This is a genomic window from Streptomyces sp. NBC_00510 (assembly GCA_036013505.1).
In the GTDB taxonomy this organism is placed as follows: domain Bacteria; phylum Actinomycetota; class Actinomycetes; order Streptomycetales; family Streptomycetaceae; genus Actinacidiphila.
On record CP107851.1, the window covers coordinates 3357501 to 3376721 of the forward strand.

The following is a 19221-nucleotide window of genomic DNA, read 5'->3' on the forward strand; positions in this document are numbered from 1 at the left end:
GTCACGGGCGATGCCCATGTTGCGGACCATGGAGCGGCCGATGAAGGCGACCTTGCGGCCGCGCTCGTGGGCCGCGTCCAGGACCTGCTGGATGCGGTGGACGTGGCTGGCGAAGCTGGCCACGATGATCCGCTTCTCGGCCTTGGCGAATACCTGGCGCAGCACCGGCAGGATGTCCCGCTCGTGCGGGATGAAGCCGGGCACCTCCGCGTTGGTGGAGTCGGAGAGCAGCAGGTCGATGCCCTCCTCCGACAGGCGCGCGAAGGCGTGCAGGTCGGTGAGCCGGCCGTCGAGCGGCAGCTGGTCCATCTTGAAGTCGCCGGTGTGCACGACCATGCCGGCCGGGGTGCGGATGGCGACCGCGAGGGCGTCGGGGATGGAGTGGTTGACCGCCACGAACTCGCAGTCGAAGGGCCCGATGCGCTCGCGCTGCCCCTCGGCGACCTCGAGGGTGTAGGGGCGGATGCGGTGCTCGGCGAGCTTGGCCTCGATGAGGGCCAGGGTCAGCTTCGAGCCGATCAGCGGGATGTCGTCCTTCTCCCGCAGGAGGAAGGGGACGGCGCCGATGTGGTCCTCGTGGCCGTGGGTGAGGACGATGCCGACGACGTCGTCCAGGCGGTCACGGATGGACGTGAAGTCCGGCAGGATCAGGTCAACTCCGGGCTGCTCCTCCTCCGGGAAGAGCACCCCGCAGTCGACGATCAGCAACCGGCCTCCGTACTCGAAGACCGTCATGTTGCGGCCGATCTCGCCGAGACCGCCGAGCGGGGTGATGCGCAAACCCCCTTCGGGCAGCGCGGGGGGCGGGCCGAGCTCAGGGTGCGGATGGCTCAAAGTATCTCCTCACCACGCACGCCACAGGCCCCGGGCGGACACCCGGGGACACCGTGCGCGCATGACAGCGTGCTTTCTGTTTCGTTGTCCTCATGGAGCGATATTCAGTTCTTAAGTCTGTGGTTACAGCTGTACCCCGCCGGCGGCGAGATCCTGCTTCAGCTGTGCCGTCGCGGCCTCGCCGAGCTCCACGAGCGGGAGCCGGAGCGGGCCGCCGGGCAGCCCCTGCAGGGCCAGGGCGGCCTTGGTGGTGATGACGCCCTGGGTGCGGAAGACGCCGGTGAAGACCGGGAGCAGCTTCTGGTGGATCTCGGCCGCCTTGTGGATGTCACCCGAGAGATACGCCTCGAGGAGGGCCCGTAGCTCAGGGCTGACCAGATGTCCCACGACGGAGACGAAGCCGGCGGCGCCGACGGAGAGCAGCGGCAGGTTGAGCATGTCGTCGCCGGAGTACCAGGCGAGGCCGCTGCGGCTGATGGCCCAGCTCGCGGCGGCGAGGTCGCCCTTGGCGTCCTTGTTGGCGACGATCCGGGGGTGCTCGGCGAGCCGGACGAGGGTCTCGGTCTCGATCGCGACGCCGCTGCGGCCGGGGATGTCGTAGAGCATCACCGGCAGACCGGTGGCGTCCGCGACGGCGGTGAAGTGCCGGTACAGGCCCTCCTGCGGGGGCTTGTTGTAGTACGGCGTCACCGTGAGCAGGCCGTGGGCACCGGCGCGCTCCGCCTGGCGGGCCAGCTCGACGGTGTGGTGGGTGTCGTTGGTGCCGACGCCGGCGACGACGAAGGCGCGGTCGCCCACCGCCTCCAGTACGGCCCGGACGAGCTGCTCTTTCTCCACGTCGCTGGTGGTCGGCGACTCACCGGTGGTGCCGTTGACGACCAGGCCGTCGTTGCCTGCCTCGACGAGGTGGGCGGCGAGCTGCTGCGCGCCGTCGAGGTCGAGGGCGCCGTCCGCGGTGAACGGCGTGACCATTGCGGTCAGGACCCGCCCGAAGGGGGTCTGCGGGGTGGAGGTCGGAGCCATGAGTCCAACGCTACTCGGTGCCGGTGCCGGGACACCCCCTCGGGACCTGCGATGAGGACTCCGGCGCTGCCTGCTCGGGGGTTCAAGCAGCACCGGAATCCGTTTCTGAAGACTAGACGAATTGCATGAAACCCGGCAATCGGAAGATTCCGGATGAGTGGTGACCTGCTACGGAGCGACCCGGCCGTTGGCGTTGAAGGCGGCGTGGGTGAGCGGCATGAGCTTCGCCCATTCGGCTTCCATCCGCTCCCCGACCATCTCGATCTCCCGCTGCGGGAAGGACGGGACCTTGGCGAGCTCGTGCTGGGTGCGCAGGCCGAGGAAGTGCATCAGCGAGCGGGCGTTGCAGGTGGCGTACATCGACGAGAACAGGCCGACCGGCAGGGTGGCCCGGGCGACCTCGCGGGCGACGCCGGCCGCCAGCATCTTCTGGTAGGCCTCGTAGGAATGCCGGTAGGAGGCCTCCATGGCGTCCACGGCGGCCTGGTGCTGCTCCGGGGACCCGTGCACGAACTCGTACTTCCCGGGGCGGCCCTGCTGCACCAGCTTGCGCTCCGTGGACGGCACGTAGAAGACCGGCTGCAGCTCGCGGTACCGGCCGGATTCCTCGTTGTACGACCATCCGACGCGGTGGCGCATGAACTCGCGGAAGACGAAGATCGGGGCGCTGATGAAGAAGGTCATGGAGTTGTGCTCGAAGGGGCTGCCGTGGCGGTCCCGCATGAGGTAATTGATCAGGCCCTTGGAGCGCTCCGGGTCCTTCGTCAGCTCCGCCAGGGACTGCTCGCCGGCCGTGGAGACCCGGGCGGCCCACAGCACGTCGGAGTCGGCGGCGCTGTGCTTGACGAGCTCGACGGTCACGTCGTCGCGGAACTGCACGGAGTCGTCGGCGGAGATGTCGGTCACCGGGCGTCCTTCCTCATGGAGCTTGGGGCGGCGCCCAGCCTATGCGCCCGCTCCGACATCGCCCGACACCCGTCGAACTCGGCCCCACCCCCCGCAAAGCGGAGCAAGGCAGACGACCGGCGGACCACTGCTGGCCGGTCCCGGCGGGGCCCGCTAGCCTCACCGATGTGTCTCTGCCCTTCCTCGCCGCCGACAGCGGCCACGACGAGTACGCCGCGGACGCCGCCCTTCCGCACCGGGTCCAGGACGGGTGGATCCGTCCCTACCGCCCGGGCCCCTGGCGGGTCGCCACGGCGGCGATGCTGCTGGTGCTCGCCTCGTACCTGCTCATCGCGGGAGTGATCATGGGGCTCGCGGGCAACGGGCCCGGGGTCGCCGCGACGGTCGTCGCCGCCGTGCTGGCCATCGTCTGCGCGCTGCGTCTGCTGCGCGTGGGGTTCTGGGTGAGCACGCGCGGGCTGCGGCAGGTGGGGCTCTTCTACACCACGACGCTGTCCTGGAACCGGGTCGGGGCCGTCCGTACGGCCCAGCAGCCGGTGAAGTGGCTGGGGCTGCCCCGGACCGTCCAGGGCCAGGCCCTGGTCGTCACGCGGGCGGACGGCCAGCGGCTGCGACCGCTGCTCACCGACCACAACGCGGACTTCCTCGGCCGTACGGAGGCCTTCGACCAGGCGGCCGACGCCATAGAGGGCTGGGCCTCCGAGCTGAGCCGCTGAGGTCTCGGCGGGCGGTCGACGAGGGGTGCGACGAGGCCCCGGCCCTCCGGGAGGCACACGGGTGGCGGGAGACGGCGTACAGGCGACAGCCGGGCGTCATCGGGGGTTTGCCTGCGGCTGTTAGCGTCCGGCCGACCCGGCCCGCCGAGGACCTGGAGCGACTCTTGCTCGCACCGCCGCATCCGAACACGCTCCTCACCCCTCCCGCGCCGCTGCCCGCGCTGGAACCGCTGCGGGGCCGCACCGTCGTCGTGAAGTTCGGCGGGCACGCCATGACCGACGGGTCGTTGCTGCGCACCTTCGCCGAGGACGTGGTGCGGCTGCGGCGGACCGGCGTGCGGGCCGTGGTGGTGCACGGGGGCGGTCCGCAGATCAGCGCGCAGCTGGACCGGCTGGGCGTACCCGCGCATTTCCTGGGCGGGCAGCGCGTCACCACGCCGGAGACGCTGGACGTGGTGCGGATGGTGCTCGCCGGCAAGGTGCAGCGGGAGCTGGTGCGGCTGTTCAACGAGCACGGCCCGTACGCCGTCGGGCTCACCGGCGAGGACGCGCACACGCTCACAGCGGTGCGCCGGTACGCCGAGGTCGGCGGGGAGCTGATGGACATCGGCCTGGTCGGGGACGTGACGGAGGTCAACACGGCCGCCGTGGACATGCTGCTGGACCACGGGCACATCCCGGTGGTCTCGCCGCTCGGCCGCGGCACGGACGGCGAGGTCTACAACGTCAACGCGGACGCGGCCGCCGGCGCGCTCGCCGCCGCGCTGGGCGCCGAGGCCCTGGTGGTCCTGACCGACGTGCCCGGGCTGTACGCGGACTGGCCGTGCCGGGAGCGGGTGCTGGACCGGCTGACCGCCACCGAGCTGGAACGCATGCTGCCGTCCCTCGGGGACGGCATGGTGCCGAAGATGGAGAGCTGCCTGCGCGCGGTCCGCGCCGGTGTCCGTACCGCACGGGTGCTGGACGGGCGCGCCCCGCACGCCCTGCTGCGCGCGCTGACCGGCGCCCCCGGGGAGGCCGGGACGACCGTCCTGCCGGGCTGAGGCCGGGCCCCGTTCAGGGCGTCTGCGGCGCCTTCCCGCGCAGGGCGATCGCCCGCTGCATGGCCTTGCGTGCCCGCGGGGTGTCGCGGGCGTCGTGGTAGGCGACCGCGAGCCGGAACCACGACCGCCAGTCCTCCGGGGCGGCCTCCGTCTCGGCCTTGCGCCGGGCGAAGACCGCGTCGGCGGAGGCACGGTCGACGCGGCCGCTCGGGGTGCGCACCAGCTCGTCCTCCGGCAGGCCGCCCTCGGCCTCCAGCTCCCGGGCGAGCCGGTCCGCGTTGCGCGCGAACTGCGTCGTGCGGACCAGGAACCAGACACCGACCAACGGCAGCACGAGCACCGCCACGCCGAGGACCACCGTGACCGGGCGGCCGTCCTGGATCAGCCAGACGCCACGGGCGCCGGCCAGCACGAAGTACACGACCAGGACGGCCGCGAGGACGAAGTAGGTGATCTTTGCGCGCATGGTGGGCGAACCGGCTCTCAGTCTGTCGTCTCTCGGTCGGTCAGTCGAGGTCCATGAAGTGCTCCAGGCCGAAGGTGAGTCCCGGCGTGGAGACGACCCTGCGCACACCGAGCAGCACGCCCGGCATGAAGGAGCCGCGGTTCATGGAGTCGTGACGGATGGTGAGGACCTCGCCGGCGTCGCCGAAGAGCACCTCCTGGTGGGCGACGAGACCGCGCAGCCGCACCGCGTGCACGGGCACGCCCTCGACGTCGGCGCCGCGCGCGCCGTCCAGGGCGGTGGCGGTGGCGTCCGGCTGCGCGCCGAGCCCGGCCTCGCGGCGGGCGTCGGCGATGAGCTGCGCGGTGCGCACGGCGGTGCCGCTGGGGGCGTCGACCTTGTCCGGGTGGTGGAGTTCGACGATCTCCGCGGACTCGAAGAAGCGGGCCGCCTGGCGGGCGAAGCGCATGGCCAGGACCGCCCCGATGCCGAAGTTCGGCGCGATGAGCACACCGGTGCCCGGCGCGGCGCCGAGCCAGCCGCGCAGGGTGTCCAGGCGCTCGTCGGTCCAGCCGGTGGTGCCGACGACGGCGTGGATGCCGTGCCGCAGGCAGAAGTCGAGGTTGCCCATGACCGAGCCCGGGGTGGTCAGTTCCACCGCGACCTGGGCCCCGTTCTCGGCGAGGGTCTCCAGCTTGTCCTCGCGGCCGATCGCCGCCACGAGTTCCAGGTCGTCCGCGGCCTCGACGGCCTTGACCGCCTCGGCGCCCATCCGGCCGCGGGCCCCGATCACACCCACACGGATCTTGCTCATCGTTCCAGTCCTCCGGTCCAGACGTTCGAGACGGTCGGTACGGCTCAGGCTCAGACGACGGACTCGTGCAGGCGGGCGGCCTGCCGGTCCTTCAGCGGGCCTATGACGGCCAGCGAGGGACGCTGTCCCAGGACGTCGCGGGCGACCGCGCGCACCTCGTCGGGGGTGACCGCGGCGATCCTCTCCAGTGTGGCGTCCACCGACATCTGCTCGCCCCAGCAGAGCTCGCTCTTGCCGATCCGGTTCATGAGCGAGCCGGTGTCCTCCAGGCTGAGCACGGTCGAGCCGGAGAACTGACCGATGGCGCGGTGCAGTTCCTCGTCGCTCAGCCCGTGCTCGGCGACCTGGTCGAGCTCCTCGCGGCAGATCTTCAGGACCTCGTGGACGCGCCGCGGCTGGCAGCCGGCGTACACGCCGAACAGGCCGCAGTCCGCGAAGGACGAGGTGTACGAGTAGACGCTGTAGGCGAGGCCGCGCTTCTCGCGGACCTCCTGGAACAGCCGGGAGCTCATCCCGCCGCCGAGCGCCGTGTTGAGCACGCCCAGCGCCCAGCGCCGGTCGTCGTGCCGGGACAGCCCCGGCATGCCGAGCACGACGTGGGCCTGCTCGGTGCGGCGCTCCAGCAGCTCCACGCGGCCCTGGCCGCGGATCGTGCGCGCGCCGCCGCGCGGCGGGCGCGGGACGGCTTCGGCGTCGCGGAGCGCGCCCGCGTCCTCGAATGCCTTGCGGACCTGGCGGACGACGGTGGCGTGGTCGATGTTGCCCGCGGCGGCGACGACCAGCCGGGTCGGGTCGTAGTGCTTCCGGTAGAAGCGGGCGACCTGGTCCCGGGTGAGGGCGTTGATGGTGTCGACCGTGCCGAGGACGGGGCGGCCCAGCGGGGAGTCGCCCAGCATGGCGGTGGCGAACAGGTCGTGGACCTGGTCACCGGGGTCGTCCTCGGTCATCGCGATCTCCTCCAGGACCACACCGCGCTCGGCGTCGATGTCCTCCTGGCGGATCAGGGAGCCGGTCAGCATGTCGCTGACCACGTCGATGGCGAGCGGCAGGTCGGTGTCGAGGACACGCGCGTAGTAGCACGTGTACTCCTTGGCCGTGAAGGCGTTCATCTCGCCGCCGACGGCGTCGATGGCCGAGGAGATCTCGAGCGCGCTGCGCCGCGCGGTGCCCTTGAAGAGCAGGTGCTCCAGGTAGTGCGTGGCGCCGTTGAGGGCCGGGGTCTCGTCGCGGGAACCGACGCCGACCCAGATGCCGAAGGTCGCGGAGCGCACGGTCGGCAGGGTCTCGGTGACGACGCGCAGTCCCCCGGGGAGGACGCTGCGCCGGACCGTACCGATGCCGTCGGCGCCGGGCAGGAGGGTCTGCGTGCGGACGGCCCGCCCCTTGGTGGAGGGGCGGGCCGTCACGCGTGTGGAGCCGGTGGTCACTTCTCGGACGCGTCCTCGGCCTTGTCGTCGGCCGCGGTCTCTTCGCCCTCGATGACCGGGATCAGCGACAGCTTGCCGCGCTGGTCGATCTCGGCGATCTCGACCTGGACCTTGGAGCCCACGGCGAGGACGTCCTCGACGTTCTCGACGCGCTTGCCGCCGGCCAGCTTGCGGATCTGCGAGATGTGCAGCAGGCCGTCCTTGCCCGGGAGCAGGGAGACGAAGGCACCGAAGGTGGTGGTCTTCACGACCGTGCCCAGGTAGCGCTCGCCGACCTCGGGCATCGTCGGGTTGGCGATGCCGTTGATCGTGGCGCGGGCGGCCTCGGCGGACGGCCCGTCGGCGGCACCGATGTAGATGGTGCCGTCGTCCTCGATGGTGATCTCGGCGCCGGTGTCCTCCTGGATCTGGTTGATCATCTTGCCCTTGGGGCCGATGACCTCACCGATCTTGTCCACCGGGATCTTGACGGTGATGATGCGCGGGGCGTTCGGCGACATCTCGTCCGGAGTGTCGATCGCCTCCATCATCACGTCGAGGATGTGCAGACGGGCGTCGCGGGCCTGCTTGAGGGCCGCGGCCAGGACCGACGCCGGGATGCCGTCGAGCTTGGTGTCCAGCTGCAGCGCCGTGACGAACTGCTTGGTGCCGGCGACCTTGAAGTCCATGTCGCCGAAGGCGTCCTCCGCACCGAGGATGTCGGTGAGGGTGACGTAGTGGGTCTCGCCGTCGATCTCCTGGGAGATCAGGCCCATGGCGATGCCGGCGACGGGGGCCTTCAGCGGCACACCGGCGTTCAGCAGCGACATGGTGGAGGCGCAGACCGAACCCATCGAGGTGGAGCCGTTGGAGCCGAGCGCCTCGGAGACCTGGCGGATGGCGTACGGGAAGTCCTCGCGGGCCGGCAGGACCGGGAGGATCGCCCGCTCGGCCAGCGCGCCGTGGCCGATCTCACGGCGCTTGGGGGAGCCCACGCGGCCGGTCTCGCCGACGGAGTACGGCGGGAAGTTGTAGTTGTGCATGTAGCGCTTGCGCGTCTCGGGCGCGAGCGTGTCCAGCTGCTGCTCCATGCGGAGCATGTTGAGGGTGGTGACGCCCAGGATCTGGGTCTCACCGCGCTCGAACAGGGCCGAGCCGTGCACCCGCGGGATGGCCTCGACCTCGGCGGCCAGGGTGCGGATGTCGGTGACACCGCGGCCGTCGATGCGGACCTTGTCCTTGATGACGCGCTCGCGGACCAGCTTCTTGGTCAGCGAGCGGTAGGCCGCGGAGATCTCCTTCTCGCGGCCCTCGAACTGCGGGAGCAGCTTCTCGGCGGCAAGACCCTTGACGCGGTCCAGCTCGGCCTCGCGGGCCTGCTTGCCGGCGATGGTCAGCGCCTGCTTGAGCTCGTCGGCGACGGCGGCCTCGAGCGCCTCGAACACGTCGTCCTGGTAGTCCAGGAAGATCGGGAACTCGGCGGTCTCCTTGGCGGCCTTCGCGGCGAGGTCGGCCTGCGCCTTGCACAGCACCTTGATGAAGGGCTTGGAGGCCTCCAGGCCCGCCGCGACGACCTCCTCGGTCGGCGCCTCGGCGCCGTCCTCGACGAGCTTGATCGTCTTGGTGGTGGCCTCGGCCTCGACCATCATGATCGCGACGTCGCCGTCCTCGAGGGTGCGGCCGGCCACGACCATGTCGAAGACGGCGTCCTCCAGCTCGCTGTGGGTCGGGAAGGCGACCCACTGCCCGCGGATCAGCGCGACGCGGACGCCGCCGACCGGGCCGGAGAAGGGCAGGCCGGCCAGCTGCGTGGAGCAGGAGGCGGCGTTGATGGCGACCACGTCGTAGAGGTGGTCGGGGTTGAGTGCCATGATCGTCGCCACGACCTGGATCTCGTTGCGCAGGCCCTTCTTGAAGGACGGGCGCAGCGGGCGGTCGATCAGGCGGCAGGTGAGGATCGCGTCCTCGGAGGGACGGCCCTCACGACGGAAGAAGGAGCCGGGGATCCGCCCGGCCGCGTACATGCGCTCCTCGACGTCCACCGTCAGCGGGAAGAAGTCGAGCTGGTCCTTCGGGTGCTTCGAGGCGGTGGTGGCCGACAGCACCATGGTGTCGTCGTCCAGGTAGGCCACGGCGGAGCCGGCGGCCTGACGGGCCAGGCGGCCCGTCTCGAAGCGGATCGTACGGGTGCCGAAGCTGCCGTTGTCGATCACGGCTTCGGCGTAGTGGGTCTCGTTCTCCACTATGGGGATTCTCCTCTTTCGTGCCCCCGGGCGTCTTCCCGGGAGCCGTCGGTGGAGGGGCGTCCCGCCGGGCCGGTCTTCGATCGAAGCCACCGGGACGTACGTGCTGCCCGGGGGCCACTACCGAGGACCGGCTCTGGTGGCGTTTAGGAGGACGCTCCCTCCGCATGCTCTATGGCGTTGTGTATGGGACCAGACTACAAAGCTTCGGCCCCGGTCTCGCGCCCAGCGCGGTCCCGTACGTACGCCAAGGGAGCGGCTCCCGGACGGGAACCGCTCCCTTTACGGCGTCTCAGCGGGCGCCGGCCGCGCCACGGCGGATGCCGAGGCGCTCGACGAGCGCACGGAAGCGCTGGATGTCCTTCTTGGCCAGGTACTGCAGCAGGCGGCGGCGCTGGCCGACCAGGATCAGCAGACCACGACGGGAGTGGTGGTCGTGCTTGTGGGTCTTGAGGTGCTCGGTCAGGTCCGAGATGCGGCGCGAGAGCAGCGCGACCTGGACCTCGGGGGAGCCGGTGTCGCCCTCCTTGGTGCCGAACTCGGCGATGATCTGCTTCTTCGTCGCGACGTCGAGCGACATACGGTCTCCTTGTGGTGTCGGTGCCTCCGAGCGCCCCTGGTCTGCGTCACAGGAGAAGCTGCGATGACTCGGAAGGCATGACGCGCCGCGCATGGGCGGACGCATCGGTTACACAGAGTACCACCCCGGGCCCGGTGCGATGTCCGGGGCCGGGGTGGCGGTACCGCGGGCGGCTTGCGGGCGTCCCCCGGCTCAGCCGCTGGTCATGCCGCGGGCCTCGGCGTACAGGTCGAGGACCGCGAGGGCGAGCGGGATCAGGGAGAGCAGCACGGTCGCCTCGGCGAGGTCGAGCATCCGGCCCCAGAAGGGGGTGACGCCCTTGCTCGGGACGATGAGGGCGATCGCGACCAGGAGCGTGGCGCCCAGGGCCACCGCGGCGGACAGCCACACGGTGCGGATGTCGAGCGAGGAGTGGTTGCCGCGCAGCAGGTCGGTGAGGACGTCGGCCGGCAGGTTGAGGGCGAGACCGATGATCAGCAGCCCGATGGTGATCACACCGGCCACCATCAGCGTCACGACCTGCGAGGTGTAGCGGAACAGCCGGGCGCGCATCAGCGTCGCCAGGCCCATGGCGAGGGCGAGCAGCTGTGCCCAGGCGCTGTCGGAGAAGCCGAGCACGACGCCGGCGGAGCCGACGATCGCGGCCGCGCAGCCGCCAACGAGGCCCAGCAGCAGCTCGTGGCCGCGACGGGCCTGGTTGGTGATCCGGTCGAAGTCGACCGGCTCCTCCTCGCCCTGCCGGTCGCCGTCGCCGCGGTGCCGTGCCTGGACCTGGTCGGGCGAGCGGAAACCGATGGGCAGCCGCGCGAAGCGGGCGGACCAGCCGGGCAGGAAGCCGATGACGGCGATCATGACGACGGCGGTGACGGCGGCCGCCTCGCGCGGCGCGGCATCGGTGAGGATCGCCACGAAGGTGGCCACGGTGCCGACGCCGGCGGTGAAGGAGGCCGCGACGAACGGCGAGTCCCCCTGCGGCAGCATCAGCACGAGGAGCACGGCGGCGATGAGCACGACGACGCAGCCGATGAGGAAGTGCAGCCGGCCGGGTCCCTCGGTCCTGCCGACGCCCATGACCCCGGAGCCGGCGACGAGCAGCAGCGGCAGGGAGGCGAGGCCGAGGGCGACGGCGGAGTGCCGGTCGTCGTACACGCGGGCGCGCACCGAGGCGAGCGCCACCAGCACCAGGCCCGCGGCGCCGGCGAGGATGCCGGGCAGGCCGTGCATGTCGTGCTTGACCGGCTCGGAGAACCAGAGCACGAAGGCCATGAGGGCGAGCAGGATGACGCCCGCGGTCAGGCCCACGCCGCGCATGAGGCCGTCGTTCCAGCTGCGGCGGTCGGTCTGGACCGCGGCGGCGACGGCATCGACGACGTCGTCGAACACGGCGGGCGGCAGCGAGTCCGCGAACGGACGCAGCAGCAGCAACTCGCCGTCGTGGACGCGCTGTTCGGCCAGGGACAGGGTGTCGTCGAGGACACGCCCGTCACGGCGGACCAAGTTGTAGCCGGTGGGGGCGGCTTCGTCGGGTGTCTGGCCCGACAGGCGCAGTATCTCGGGATGGATGTCGGAGAGCGGCACGTCCTCCGGAAGTGCCACATCGATCCGGCTGTTCGGCGCCGCCACCGTGACTCTGCAGAATCCCGTCGCTGAGATCGTGCTCACCTGGAGTGGTCCCCCTCGTCCGGTGATGGATGGGTTGAGGTCGGGTCCACGCGGCCGTCCAGGGTCGGACCCCCGTTCCGCGCTTCGCGATCCGTCACCCTACCGGGTACCCCAAGTCCCTTGTCCCTCACCCGTCCCAGTGCCCTGTGCCTGTCATGCCCAGTAGGATCGCCACCTGCCTGTGGTCCGATGCCCGCCCCGTGCGGGGGCGGAGCGCGACCGGGACGTGTCATACGGGGGACCGTCGCCACGGGGGCGGCCCGAAACTGCGATTCGCGTGAAGGACTGGTGCATCGGTGAGCGTGGTCGTCATCAAGCGCCCGCCGCGGGTTTACCCGCCGGAGGTGCCGAATGAGGAGGTACGGCTCGAAGCCCCGCCCGAACTGCCACGCGGCGAGGACCAGGGCCTGCTGATGAATCTGCTGCCGATGCTCGGCATGGGTTCGTCGGCGGCGTTCTTCTTCCTGCCGACGGGGTCGGGGACCTCCGGCGGGTTCATGAAGGTCATGGGCGTGCTCATGATGGGCTCCACCGTGGCGATGGTGGTGGCCCAGATCGTGCGCTCCCGCAAGGGGCCGTCGGGGCAGATGGCGGAGGCCCGCCGGGACTACCTGAAGTACCTGGCGCAGATACGCCGCGGGGTGCGCAAGACCGCCCGCAAGCAGCGCGACGCACAGTATTACCTGCACCCCGCGCCCGAACAGCTGTGGGCGCTGGTCACCGAGGGCTCGCGGGTGTGGGAACGCCGGCTTACCGACCCGGACTTCGCGCAGGTGCGGGTGGGCCTCGGGCCCCAGCAGCTGTCGACGCCGCTGGTGGCGCCGGAGACCGCCCCGGTGGACGAGCTGGAACCGCTGACCGCGCACTCGATGCAGCAGTTCATCGCGGCGCACGGTTCGCTGGACAACCTGCCGCTGGCGGTGGGCCTGCGCTCCTTCTACCACGTGACGGTCTCCGGGGACCCGGACACCGTCTACGGGCAGACCCGCTCCATCGTGGGCCAGCTGTGCTCCCTGCACTCGCCGGAGGACCTGGTCGTCGCCGTCGTGGCGGCGCCCGGCGCGCAGTCGGAGTGGGAGTGGGTCAAGTGGCTGCCGCACGCGCAGCACAAGGAGCACGACGGCGCGGGCTCGCGCCGTCTGATATGCGGCGACCTGGGTGAGGTCGAGGATCTGCTGGCGGACGAGCTGGACGGCAGGCCGCGCTTCAACCGCGAGGGCCAGACGGTGCTGGATCAGCCGCACGTGGTGATCGTGCTGGACGGCGGCGGCGTGCCGGCGGACTCGGTGATCGCCTCCGCCGAAGGCCTGCAGGGCGTCACGATCCTGGAGGTCGTCCCCGGCGAGCTGGACGAGGCGCGCGGCTCGCTGTCCATCCAGGTGTGGCGCGACCAGCTGTACCTGGAGGCCGGGGCCGGCACCTTCACCGGCGTCCCCGACGTGCTGTCCCCCGTACAGGCCGAGTCGCTGGCGCGGCAGCTCGCACCGTTGCGGCTGGGCGCCGCGGACGCCGACGAACCGCTGCTGGCGAACCTGGACTTCACCGACCTGATGGGGATCGGCGACGCCTCGTCGGTGGACGTCGCGCGGACCTGGCGGCCGCGGACCCTCCACGAGCGGCTGCGGGTGCCGATCGGCCTGGGCGAGACCGGCGAGCCGGTCATGCTGGACGTCAAGGAGGCCTCCCAGGAGGGCATGGGCCCGCACGGCCTGTGCGTCGGCGCCACCGGTTCCGGCAAGTCCGAGCTGCTGCGCACGCTGGTCCTGGGACTGGCCGTGACGCACTCCTCGGAGACCCTCAACTTCGTGCTCGCCGACTTCAAGGGCGGCGCGACCTTCACCGGCATGGGCACGATGCCGCACGTGTCGGCGGTCATCACCAACCTGGCCGACGAGCTCACCCTGGTGGACCGCATGCGCGACTCCATCACCGGTGAGCTGACCCGCCGCCAGGAGCTGCTGCGGCAGTCCGGCAACTACGCCAACATCACCGACTACGAGAAGGCCCGCGCGGCGGGCGCGGCGCTCGACCCGCTGCCCTCGCTGATCCTGATCATCGACGAGTTCTCCGAGCTGCTCGCCGCCAAGCCGGACTTCATCGAGATGTTCATCCAGATCGGCCGCATCGGCCGTTCGCTGGGTGTGCACATGCTGCTGGCCTCGCAGCGCCTGGAGGAGGGCAAGCTGCGCGGCCTGGACACCTTCCTGTCGTACCGCATCGGTCTGCGGACCTTCTCCGCCGCCGAGTCGCGCACCGCGATCGGCGTGCCCGACGCGTACCACCTGCCCAACGTCCCCGGCGCGGGCATCCTGAAGTACGGCACCGACACGATGGTGCAGTTCAAGGCCGCGTACGTGTCCGGCACCTACCGGGCACCGGGCACGCGGACGGCGAGCGGGGCACGCATCGACCGCTCCCCCGTGCTGTTCACCGCCTCGCCCGTGCCCGTGCGCATCGTCACCGAGCCGGAGCCGCAGCCGCGCGCCGGGCAGGTGGACGACGCGCTGGCCGACACCGTGCTCGACGTCATCGTCGGCCGGCTGGAGGGCCAGGGGCCGCCCGCCCACCAGGTGTGGCTGCCGCCGCTGGACGAGCCGTTCAGCGTCGACCAGGTGCTGCCGCCGCTGACGGTGAGCGCCGAGCGGGGTCTGCACGCCGACGGCTACACCGCCACCGGCAAGCTCCAGGTGCCGGTCGGCCTGGTCGACAAGCCCTTCGAGCAGCGCCGTGACGTCATGTACGCGGACCTGTCGAGCTCCGGCGGTCACGCGCTGGTCGTCGGCGGCCCGCAGTCCGGCAAGTCGACGCTGGTGCGCACCCTGATCGCGTCCTTCGCGCTCACCCACACCCCGAAGGAAGTGCAGTTCTACGCACTGGACTTCGGCGGCGGCGGCATGCTGGCCCTGGACGGGCTGGCGCACGTCGGCGGGGTGGCCTCGCGCCTGGACGCGGAGAAGGTCCGCCGTACGGTGGCCGAGGTGCACGGCATCCTCAACGCCCGCGAGGAGTTCTTCCGCACCAACGTCATCGACTCGATGAACACCTTCCGCTCCCGCCGGGCCTCGGGGCACTTCCCCGACCAGCCGTGGGGCGACGTGTTCCTCGTCATCGACGGCTGGAGCACCTTCAAGACCGACTACGAGATGCTCGACCCGGTCATCAACGACATCGCCACCCGCGGTCTGGGCTTCGGCATCCACCTGGTCATCACCGCCACCCGCTACACCGAGATCCGGCCCGCGCTGCGGGACCAGGTCCTCAGCCGGCTGGAGCTGCGGCTCGGCGACCCGATGGAGTCCGAGTTCGACCGCAGGCGCGCCGAGAACGTGCCGGTCGGCAAGCCGGGCCGCGGTCTGTCCCCGGAGAAGCTGGACTACCTGGCGGCGCTGCCCCGCGTCGACGCCTCCTCGAACGTGGAGGACCTCTCCGAGGGCATGGCGCAGTTCGTGGCCACGGTCAACGCCAACTGGTCGGGGCCCACCGCGCCCAAGGTGCGGATGCTGCCGACGATGCTGCCGTCGACCGAGCTGCCCAAGGGCGGCGACTTCTCCGACCGCGGCATCGCGATCGGCGTGGACGAGCTCACGCTCTCCCCGGTGTTCGTGGACTTCGAGACCGATCCGCTGATGGTGATCTACGGCGAGAGCGAGTCGGGCAAGTCCTCGCTGCTGCGGCTGATCGCCAAGCAGGTCAGCGAGCGCTACGAGTCCGGCAAGGCGCTGTTCGTGGTCTCCGACTTCCGCCGGGCGCTGCTCGGCCAGGTGCCGGAGAGCCACATGTACAAGTACTGCGCCTCCGGCCCGCAGCTGCAGGAGGTCATGGAGTCGCTGGCCGGTTCCATGAGCCGCCGGATGCCCGGCCAGGACGTCACGCCCGAGCAGCTGCGCAACCGCAGCTGGTACACCGAGCCGGACGCCTGGGTCTTCGTGGACGACTACGACCTGGTCGCCACCTCGATGGGCAACCCGATGCAGGTGCTGATGGAGTACCTGCCGTTCGCCCGGGACCTGGGTCTGCGCATCGTGCTGTCGCGCAGCACCTCGGGTGCGTCGCGGTCGTCCTTCGAGCCGTTCCTGACCCGCGTCAAGGAGCTGGGCGCGACCGGTGTGCTGCTCTCCGGCGACCCGGGCGAGGGCCCCGTCTTCGGCAACGTCAAGGCGTCCAGGCTGCCCCCGGGCCGCGCGCAGTTCATCACGCGGCGCCGCGGCAACCAGCTCATCCAGACCGGCTTCCTGCCGGAGAGCTGAGCCCGTTCCGGCGCGCGGCGCCGGGACGCACGAGCGGGGGCGGGCCGTCCGGCCCGCCCCCGCTCGCGTGTCCGCGTTCAGTCCCGCGGGGACGGCGGCCGGTAGGCGGGCGGGACGTCCCGGGGGTCGCGCCGGACGACGGCCGGGCGGTGGCCGCCGGCCGCCTCGTCCTCCCGGTCGTCCCCGGCTTCCCCGGCTTCCTCCTCGGCCTGCTGCTCGAACCAGCGCCGGGCGCGCTCCTCCTGCGCGGCCCGCTCCTCGGGCGTCAGCCGTTCGTCGGCCCGCTTCAGCTCGGCCATGCGGTCGCCGATCGCGCCGAGGTAGGCGCTGGAGCCCAGTGCCTCGCGCATGCCGAGGCGGCCGGAGAGCACCTCCCGCGCCATCTCCTTGAGCGTGCCGTCCGCGGTGGGGTTGTCGGCGAGCGTCCTGAGCGCCTTGTGCAGTCGGCGGGCCTGTGCGGGGTCGTCCGCGACGTCCATCAGGTCCGCGTCGCTGATCTCCTTGCTCATCGGTGCGTTCCCCCGGTCGAGAGTGTGGTGACGGGTGTGCGCATGCCATCGTGCCATCAGGGGGACGCCGCAACCACGGTCGCGGGTGCGGTCACGGATGCGCGGGCCCGGCAACGCGGACACGCTTCGTCAACCTTTCGGCCGTCCTTCCCGGAGCGCTGATCGCAGTTCCTCGATCAGATGTGGCACGGTCTGACTGAACGATGCCGAAGGAGGCGACGAGCGATCATGTCCTACCCCGAGCCCCGTTACCTCGGAGAACAGGGCGAGATCAGCGCGCTGTTCCGCTCCGCCGACACCGCCGCGGACGTGGTCGCGCCTTCGGGCAACCGCACCCACTACCTCGCCACGCACGCGTCGACGGACGGCGGCTTCGGCCTGTACCGGATCGACATGGGCCCGGGCTCCCCCGGCCCCAGCACCCACTTCCACCGCTCGATCTCCGAGTCCTTCTTCGTCCTCTCCGGGGCGGTGCAGCTCTTCGACGGGGAGCGCTGGATCACCGCCCGTCCCGGGGACTTCCTCCACGTGCCGCCCGGAGGACTGCACGCCTTCCAGAACGACTCCGACGAACCCGCGTCGATGCTGCTGCTCTTCGCGCCCGGCGCGCCCCGGGAGGAGTACTTCGAGCGGGCCGGTGAGATGGCGCAGCGCGGGGGTACGGCGTTCCGGGAGTTCCTGCTCCGCCACGACAGCTTCTTCGTGGACCCGCCGCAGGTCGGGCCGGAACCGCTGTGAGGCACGGGGCGGCGGTCAGCCGACGCTCTTGTCGATGACGCAGAAACGGTTGCCCTCGGGGTCGGCCAGCACGACGAAGTCCGGGTCCGGCGGGTAGCGGTCCCAGTCGACCCGCCCGGCGCCCAGGGCGACCAGCCGCTCCACCTCCGCCGCCTGTCCGGCGGCGTCGTCCGCGTACAGGTCCAGGTGGACCCGGGGGTGCTCCTGCACCGGGGTGTCACTCGTGCCGAGCGCGATCCCGGGGCCTGCCGCTCCCGCGGCGGGCACCAGCACCGCCCAGTCGTCCTCCGCCCGCACCTCGCCGTCGCGGGGCACGTAGCCGAGGGCGGCGCCCCAGAAGGCCGCGGCACGCCGCACGTCCGTCACTCCGAGCACGATCGTCCCGAGGGTCAGCATGCGTCGATTGTGGCAGCCACCGCCGAACCCGGACGGGCCTGCCAGGATGGGGACATGGCCCGCGTCACCGTCGCCCACACCGCCGACCTGGACGCCGCCGTGCTCGACGCGGCGCGCTCGCTGCTGGACGCCGCCTTCGAGGGCGACCTGTCCGACGCCGACTGGGAGCACGCCCTCGGCGGCATGCACGCGCTGGTGTGGGAGGACGGCGGCCTCGTCGGGCACGCCGCCCTCGTCCAGCGCCGCATGCTGCACGGCGGACGGGCGCTGCGCGCCGGTTACGTGGAGGCCGTCGGCGTGCGCGCCGACCGCCGGGGGCGCGGGCACGGCGCCGCGCTGATGGACGCCCTGGAACGGCTGGTGCGCGGCGCCCACGACCTGGGGGCGCTGGCCGCCGCCGACGGAGCCGCCGTCTTCTACACCGCGCGCGGCTGGCGGCCCTGGCGCGGACCCACCGCGGCGCTGACGCCGGACGGTGTCGTCCGCACCCCCGAGGACGACGACTGCGTGCTCGTGCTGCCCGGGCCCGCCCCGCTCGACCTGTCCGGCCCGCTCATCTGCGACTGGCGCGACGGCGACCTGTGGTGACCGCGGCCGGCGTCACGGGACGTACAGCTCCAGGCGCCAGTCGTTGCAGCGGATGGGGTGCCCCGGCGGGTACTCGAAGTCGCACTCCTCCACCAGCGTGAAGCCGAGCTTGCGGCAGATCGCGTTCGAGGGGTGGTTGTCGACCTTGGGGAAGGCGTGCAGGAAGCGCGGGCCCTTCTCGGCCGCCGCCCGGGCGATGACGGCCTCCCCGGCGGCCGCGGCGACCCCGCGCCCCTGGAACTCGGGCAGGACGCCCCAGCCGGTCTCGTACACCGTCCCGCCCCGCCAGGACTTCTCCCAGTAGCCGATGCTCCCGGCCGGGACCCTCTCGGGCAGCAGCACGATGCTGAACATCCCGCCACCGCCCTCGCCGCCGCTCGCGAGGTACCGCTCGTGCCGGACGAGCAGTTGCTCCTCGGTCTCGGGGCCGCCGAGGTGGCGCATCATCCCCGGCACGTTCGCCCGGCGCAGCAGGTCGAGGTCGCCCTCCGCCCACGGCTCGATCCGTACCTGCGCTGCCATCTTCCGCTCCCTCGTCGCTCCTGCCGATCACACCACACGGGTCGGACACCGCCACCGATGAGTTTCGCCGGGCCGGCCGGTCCCACCTCCCGGAGCCGTTCCGCAGTGGCCCGGCTCGACCAGGAAGGCAGCATCATGAACGACATCACCATTACCCGGGTCTTCGACGCCCCGCTCGCCAAGGTGTGGAAGGTGTGGACCGAGCCGGAGTACTTCGCCCAGTGGTTCGGCGCCCCGCTGCCCACCGTCGCCAGCGACGTCCGCCCGGGCGGCGCCTGGCGCGCCACCATCACCACGCCGCAGGGCGAGATGCCGCTGAGCGGGGTGTACCGCGAGGTGGAGGTGCACAAGCGGCTGGTGTGGACGATGGACGTCCCCGGCGCACCCGAGGTCGTCATGGACGCCACCTTCACCGACCGCGGGGACAGGACCGAGGTCGTCTACCACCAGCCCGGGGTCCCCGAGGAGCACTGCGCCACGGCCGAGGCCGGCGCCAACCACATCCTGGACAGCTTCACCTCCGTCCTGACGAAGTCCTGAAGGGAGGGC

General features: G+C 71.6%; 18 protein-coding genes (1 of these 18 cut by a window edge). 6 read left to right on the plus strand and 12 right to left on the minus strand.

From position 1 onward, the window contains the following. The 3 genes from OG937_14680 to thyX all read right to left on the minus strand — a co-directional run. On the minus strand, positions 1-834 hold the beginning of the coding sequence (locus tag OG937_14680; GenBank protein WUD72851.1) for a ribonuclease J. Its footprint begins 852 nt before the window's first position; the window shows 834 of its 1686 coding nt (coding positions 1-834); its start codon is at positions 832-834; its stop codon lies beyond the left edge, outside the window. 123 nt (positions 835-957) lie between these two features. Then, a complete protein-coding gene (gene dapA, locus OG937_14685) occupies positions 958-1857 on the minus strand; it encodes a 4-hydroxy-tetrahydrodipicolinate synthase (GenBank protein WUD72852.1) in 900 nt (299 codons plus the stop codon). A 168-nt stretch (positions 1858-2025) separates the two neighbouring features. Next, positions 2026-2763, minus strand: a complete 738-nt coding sequence (gene thyX, locus OG937_14690; protein WUD72853.1) for an FAD-dependent thymidylate synthase — start codon at positions 2761-2763, stop codon at positions 2026-2028. Between the two features lie 167 nt (positions 2764-2930). On the opposite strand from thyX, the gene OG937_14695 reads away from it, so the two are divergent. Further along, on the plus strand, positions 2931-3479 hold the full coding sequence (locus tag OG937_14695) for a hypothetical protein (GenBank protein ID WUD72854.1): 549 nt from the start codon (positions 2931-2933) through the stop codon (positions 3477-3479). 212 nt (positions 3480-3691) lie between these two features. Next, complete coding sequence (gene argB, locus OG937_14700; GenBank protein WUD78740.1) at positions 3692-4522, plus strand: acetylglutamate kinase; 831 nt, start codon at positions 3692-3694, stop codon at positions 4520-4522. Between the two features lie 13 nt (positions 4523-4535). On the opposite strand, the gene OG937_14705 is transcribed toward argB, so the two are convergent. The 6 genes from OG937_14705 to eccD all read right to left on the minus strand — a co-directional run bounded on the left by OG937_14705 (position 4536) and on the right by eccD (position 11672). Further along, the gene (locus OG937_14705; protein WUD72855.1) at positions 4536-4988 is read right to left on the minus strand and encodes a hypothetical protein; all 453 of its coding nucleotides are present in this window, start codon (positions 4986-4988) and stop codon (positions 4536-4538) included. Positions 4989-5028: 40 nt separating this feature from the next. Beyond that, entirely contained in the window at positions 5029-5781 is a 753-nt protein-coding gene (dapB, locus tag OG937_14710; GenBank protein ID WUD72856.1) for a 4-hydroxy-tetrahydrodipicolinate reductase, read from the minus strand. Between the two features lie 50 nt (positions 5782-5831). Beyond that, positions 5832-7208, minus strand: a complete 1377-nt coding sequence (locus OG937_14715) for an insulinase family protein (protein WUD72857.1) — start codon at positions 7206-7208, stop codon at positions 5832-5834. After that, positions 7205-9430: a polyribonucleotide nucleotidyltransferase gene (locus OG937_14720; GenBank protein WUD72858.1), complete on the minus strand. Its 2226-nt coding sequence runs from the start codon at positions 9428-9430 to the stop codon at positions 7205-7207. Before OG937_14720 ends, OG937_14715 begins: the two co-directional genes overlap by 4 nt. 292 nt (positions 9431-9722) lie before the next feature. Then, positions 9723-10010: a 30S ribosomal protein S15 gene (gene rpsO, locus OG937_14725; GenBank protein WUD72859.1), complete on the minus strand. Its 288-nt coding sequence runs from the start codon at positions 10008-10010 to the stop codon at positions 9723-9725. Between the two features lie 192 nt (positions 10011-10202). Continuing rightward, the gene (gene eccD / locus OG937_14730) at positions 10203-11672 is read right to left on the minus strand and encodes a type VII secretion integral membrane protein EccD (protein WUD72860.1); all 1470 of its coding nucleotides are present in this window, start codon (positions 11670-11672) and stop codon (positions 10203-10205) included. Between the two features lie 296 nt (positions 11673-11968). Between eccD and eccCa the strand changes: the two genes are divergently transcribed. Beyond that, positions 11969-15919: a type VII secretion protein EccCa gene (gene eccCa, locus OG937_14735; GenBank protein WUD72861.1), complete on the plus strand. Its 3951-nt coding sequence runs from the start codon at positions 11969-11971 to the stop codon at positions 15917-15919. 77 nt (positions 15920-15996) lie between these two features. Here eccCa and OG937_14740 read toward each other — a convergent pair whose 3' ends face one another. Beyond that, positions 15997-16428 carry a hypothetical protein gene (locus tag OG937_14740; GenBank protein WUD72862.1) on the minus strand — a complete coding sequence of 144 codons (432 nt, stop codon included), beginning with the start codon at positions 16426-16428 and terminating at the stop codon, positions 15997-15999. A 228-nt stretch (positions 16429-16656) separates the two neighbouring features. On the opposite strand from OG937_14740, the gene OG937_14745 reads away from it, so the two are divergent. Further along, positions 16657-17166 carry a cupin domain-containing protein gene (locus tag OG937_14745; protein ID WUD72863.1) on the plus strand — a complete coding sequence of 170 codons (510 nt, stop codon included), beginning with the start codon at positions 16657-16659 and terminating at the stop codon, positions 17164-17166. Between the two features lie 15 nt (positions 17167-17181). Here OG937_14745 and OG937_14750 read toward each other — a convergent pair whose 3' ends face one another. Continuing rightward, positions 17182-17562, minus strand: a complete 381-nt coding sequence (locus OG937_14750) for a VOC family protein (protein WUD72864.1) — start codon at positions 17560-17562, stop codon at positions 17182-17184. A gap of 54 nt (positions 17563-17616) precedes the next feature. On the opposite strand from OG937_14750, the gene OG937_14755 reads away from it, so the two are divergent. Beyond that, on the plus strand, positions 17617-18150 hold the full coding sequence (locus OG937_14755; GenBank protein ID WUD72865.1) for a GNAT family N-acetyltransferase: 534 nt from the start codon (positions 17617-17619) through the stop codon (positions 18148-18150). Between the two features lie 12 nt (positions 18151-18162). Here the strand turns inward: OG937_14755 and OG937_14760 are convergent, their stop codons facing one another. Then, positions 18163-18672 carry a GNAT family N-acetyltransferase gene (locus OG937_14760; protein ID WUD72866.1) on the minus strand — a complete coding sequence of 170 codons (510 nt, stop codon included), beginning with the start codon at positions 18670-18672 and terminating at the stop codon, positions 18163-18165. A 135-nt stretch (positions 18673-18807) separates the two neighbouring features. Here OG937_14760 and OG937_14765 point away from each other — a divergent pair, with 135 nt between their 5' ends. Beyond that, positions 18808-19212 carry an SRPBCC domain-containing protein gene (locus OG937_14765; protein WUD72867.1) on the plus strand — a complete coding sequence of 135 codons (405 nt, stop codon included), beginning with the start codon at positions 18808-18810 and terminating at the stop codon, positions 19210-19212. Positions 19213-19221 lie beyond the last annotated feature (9 nt).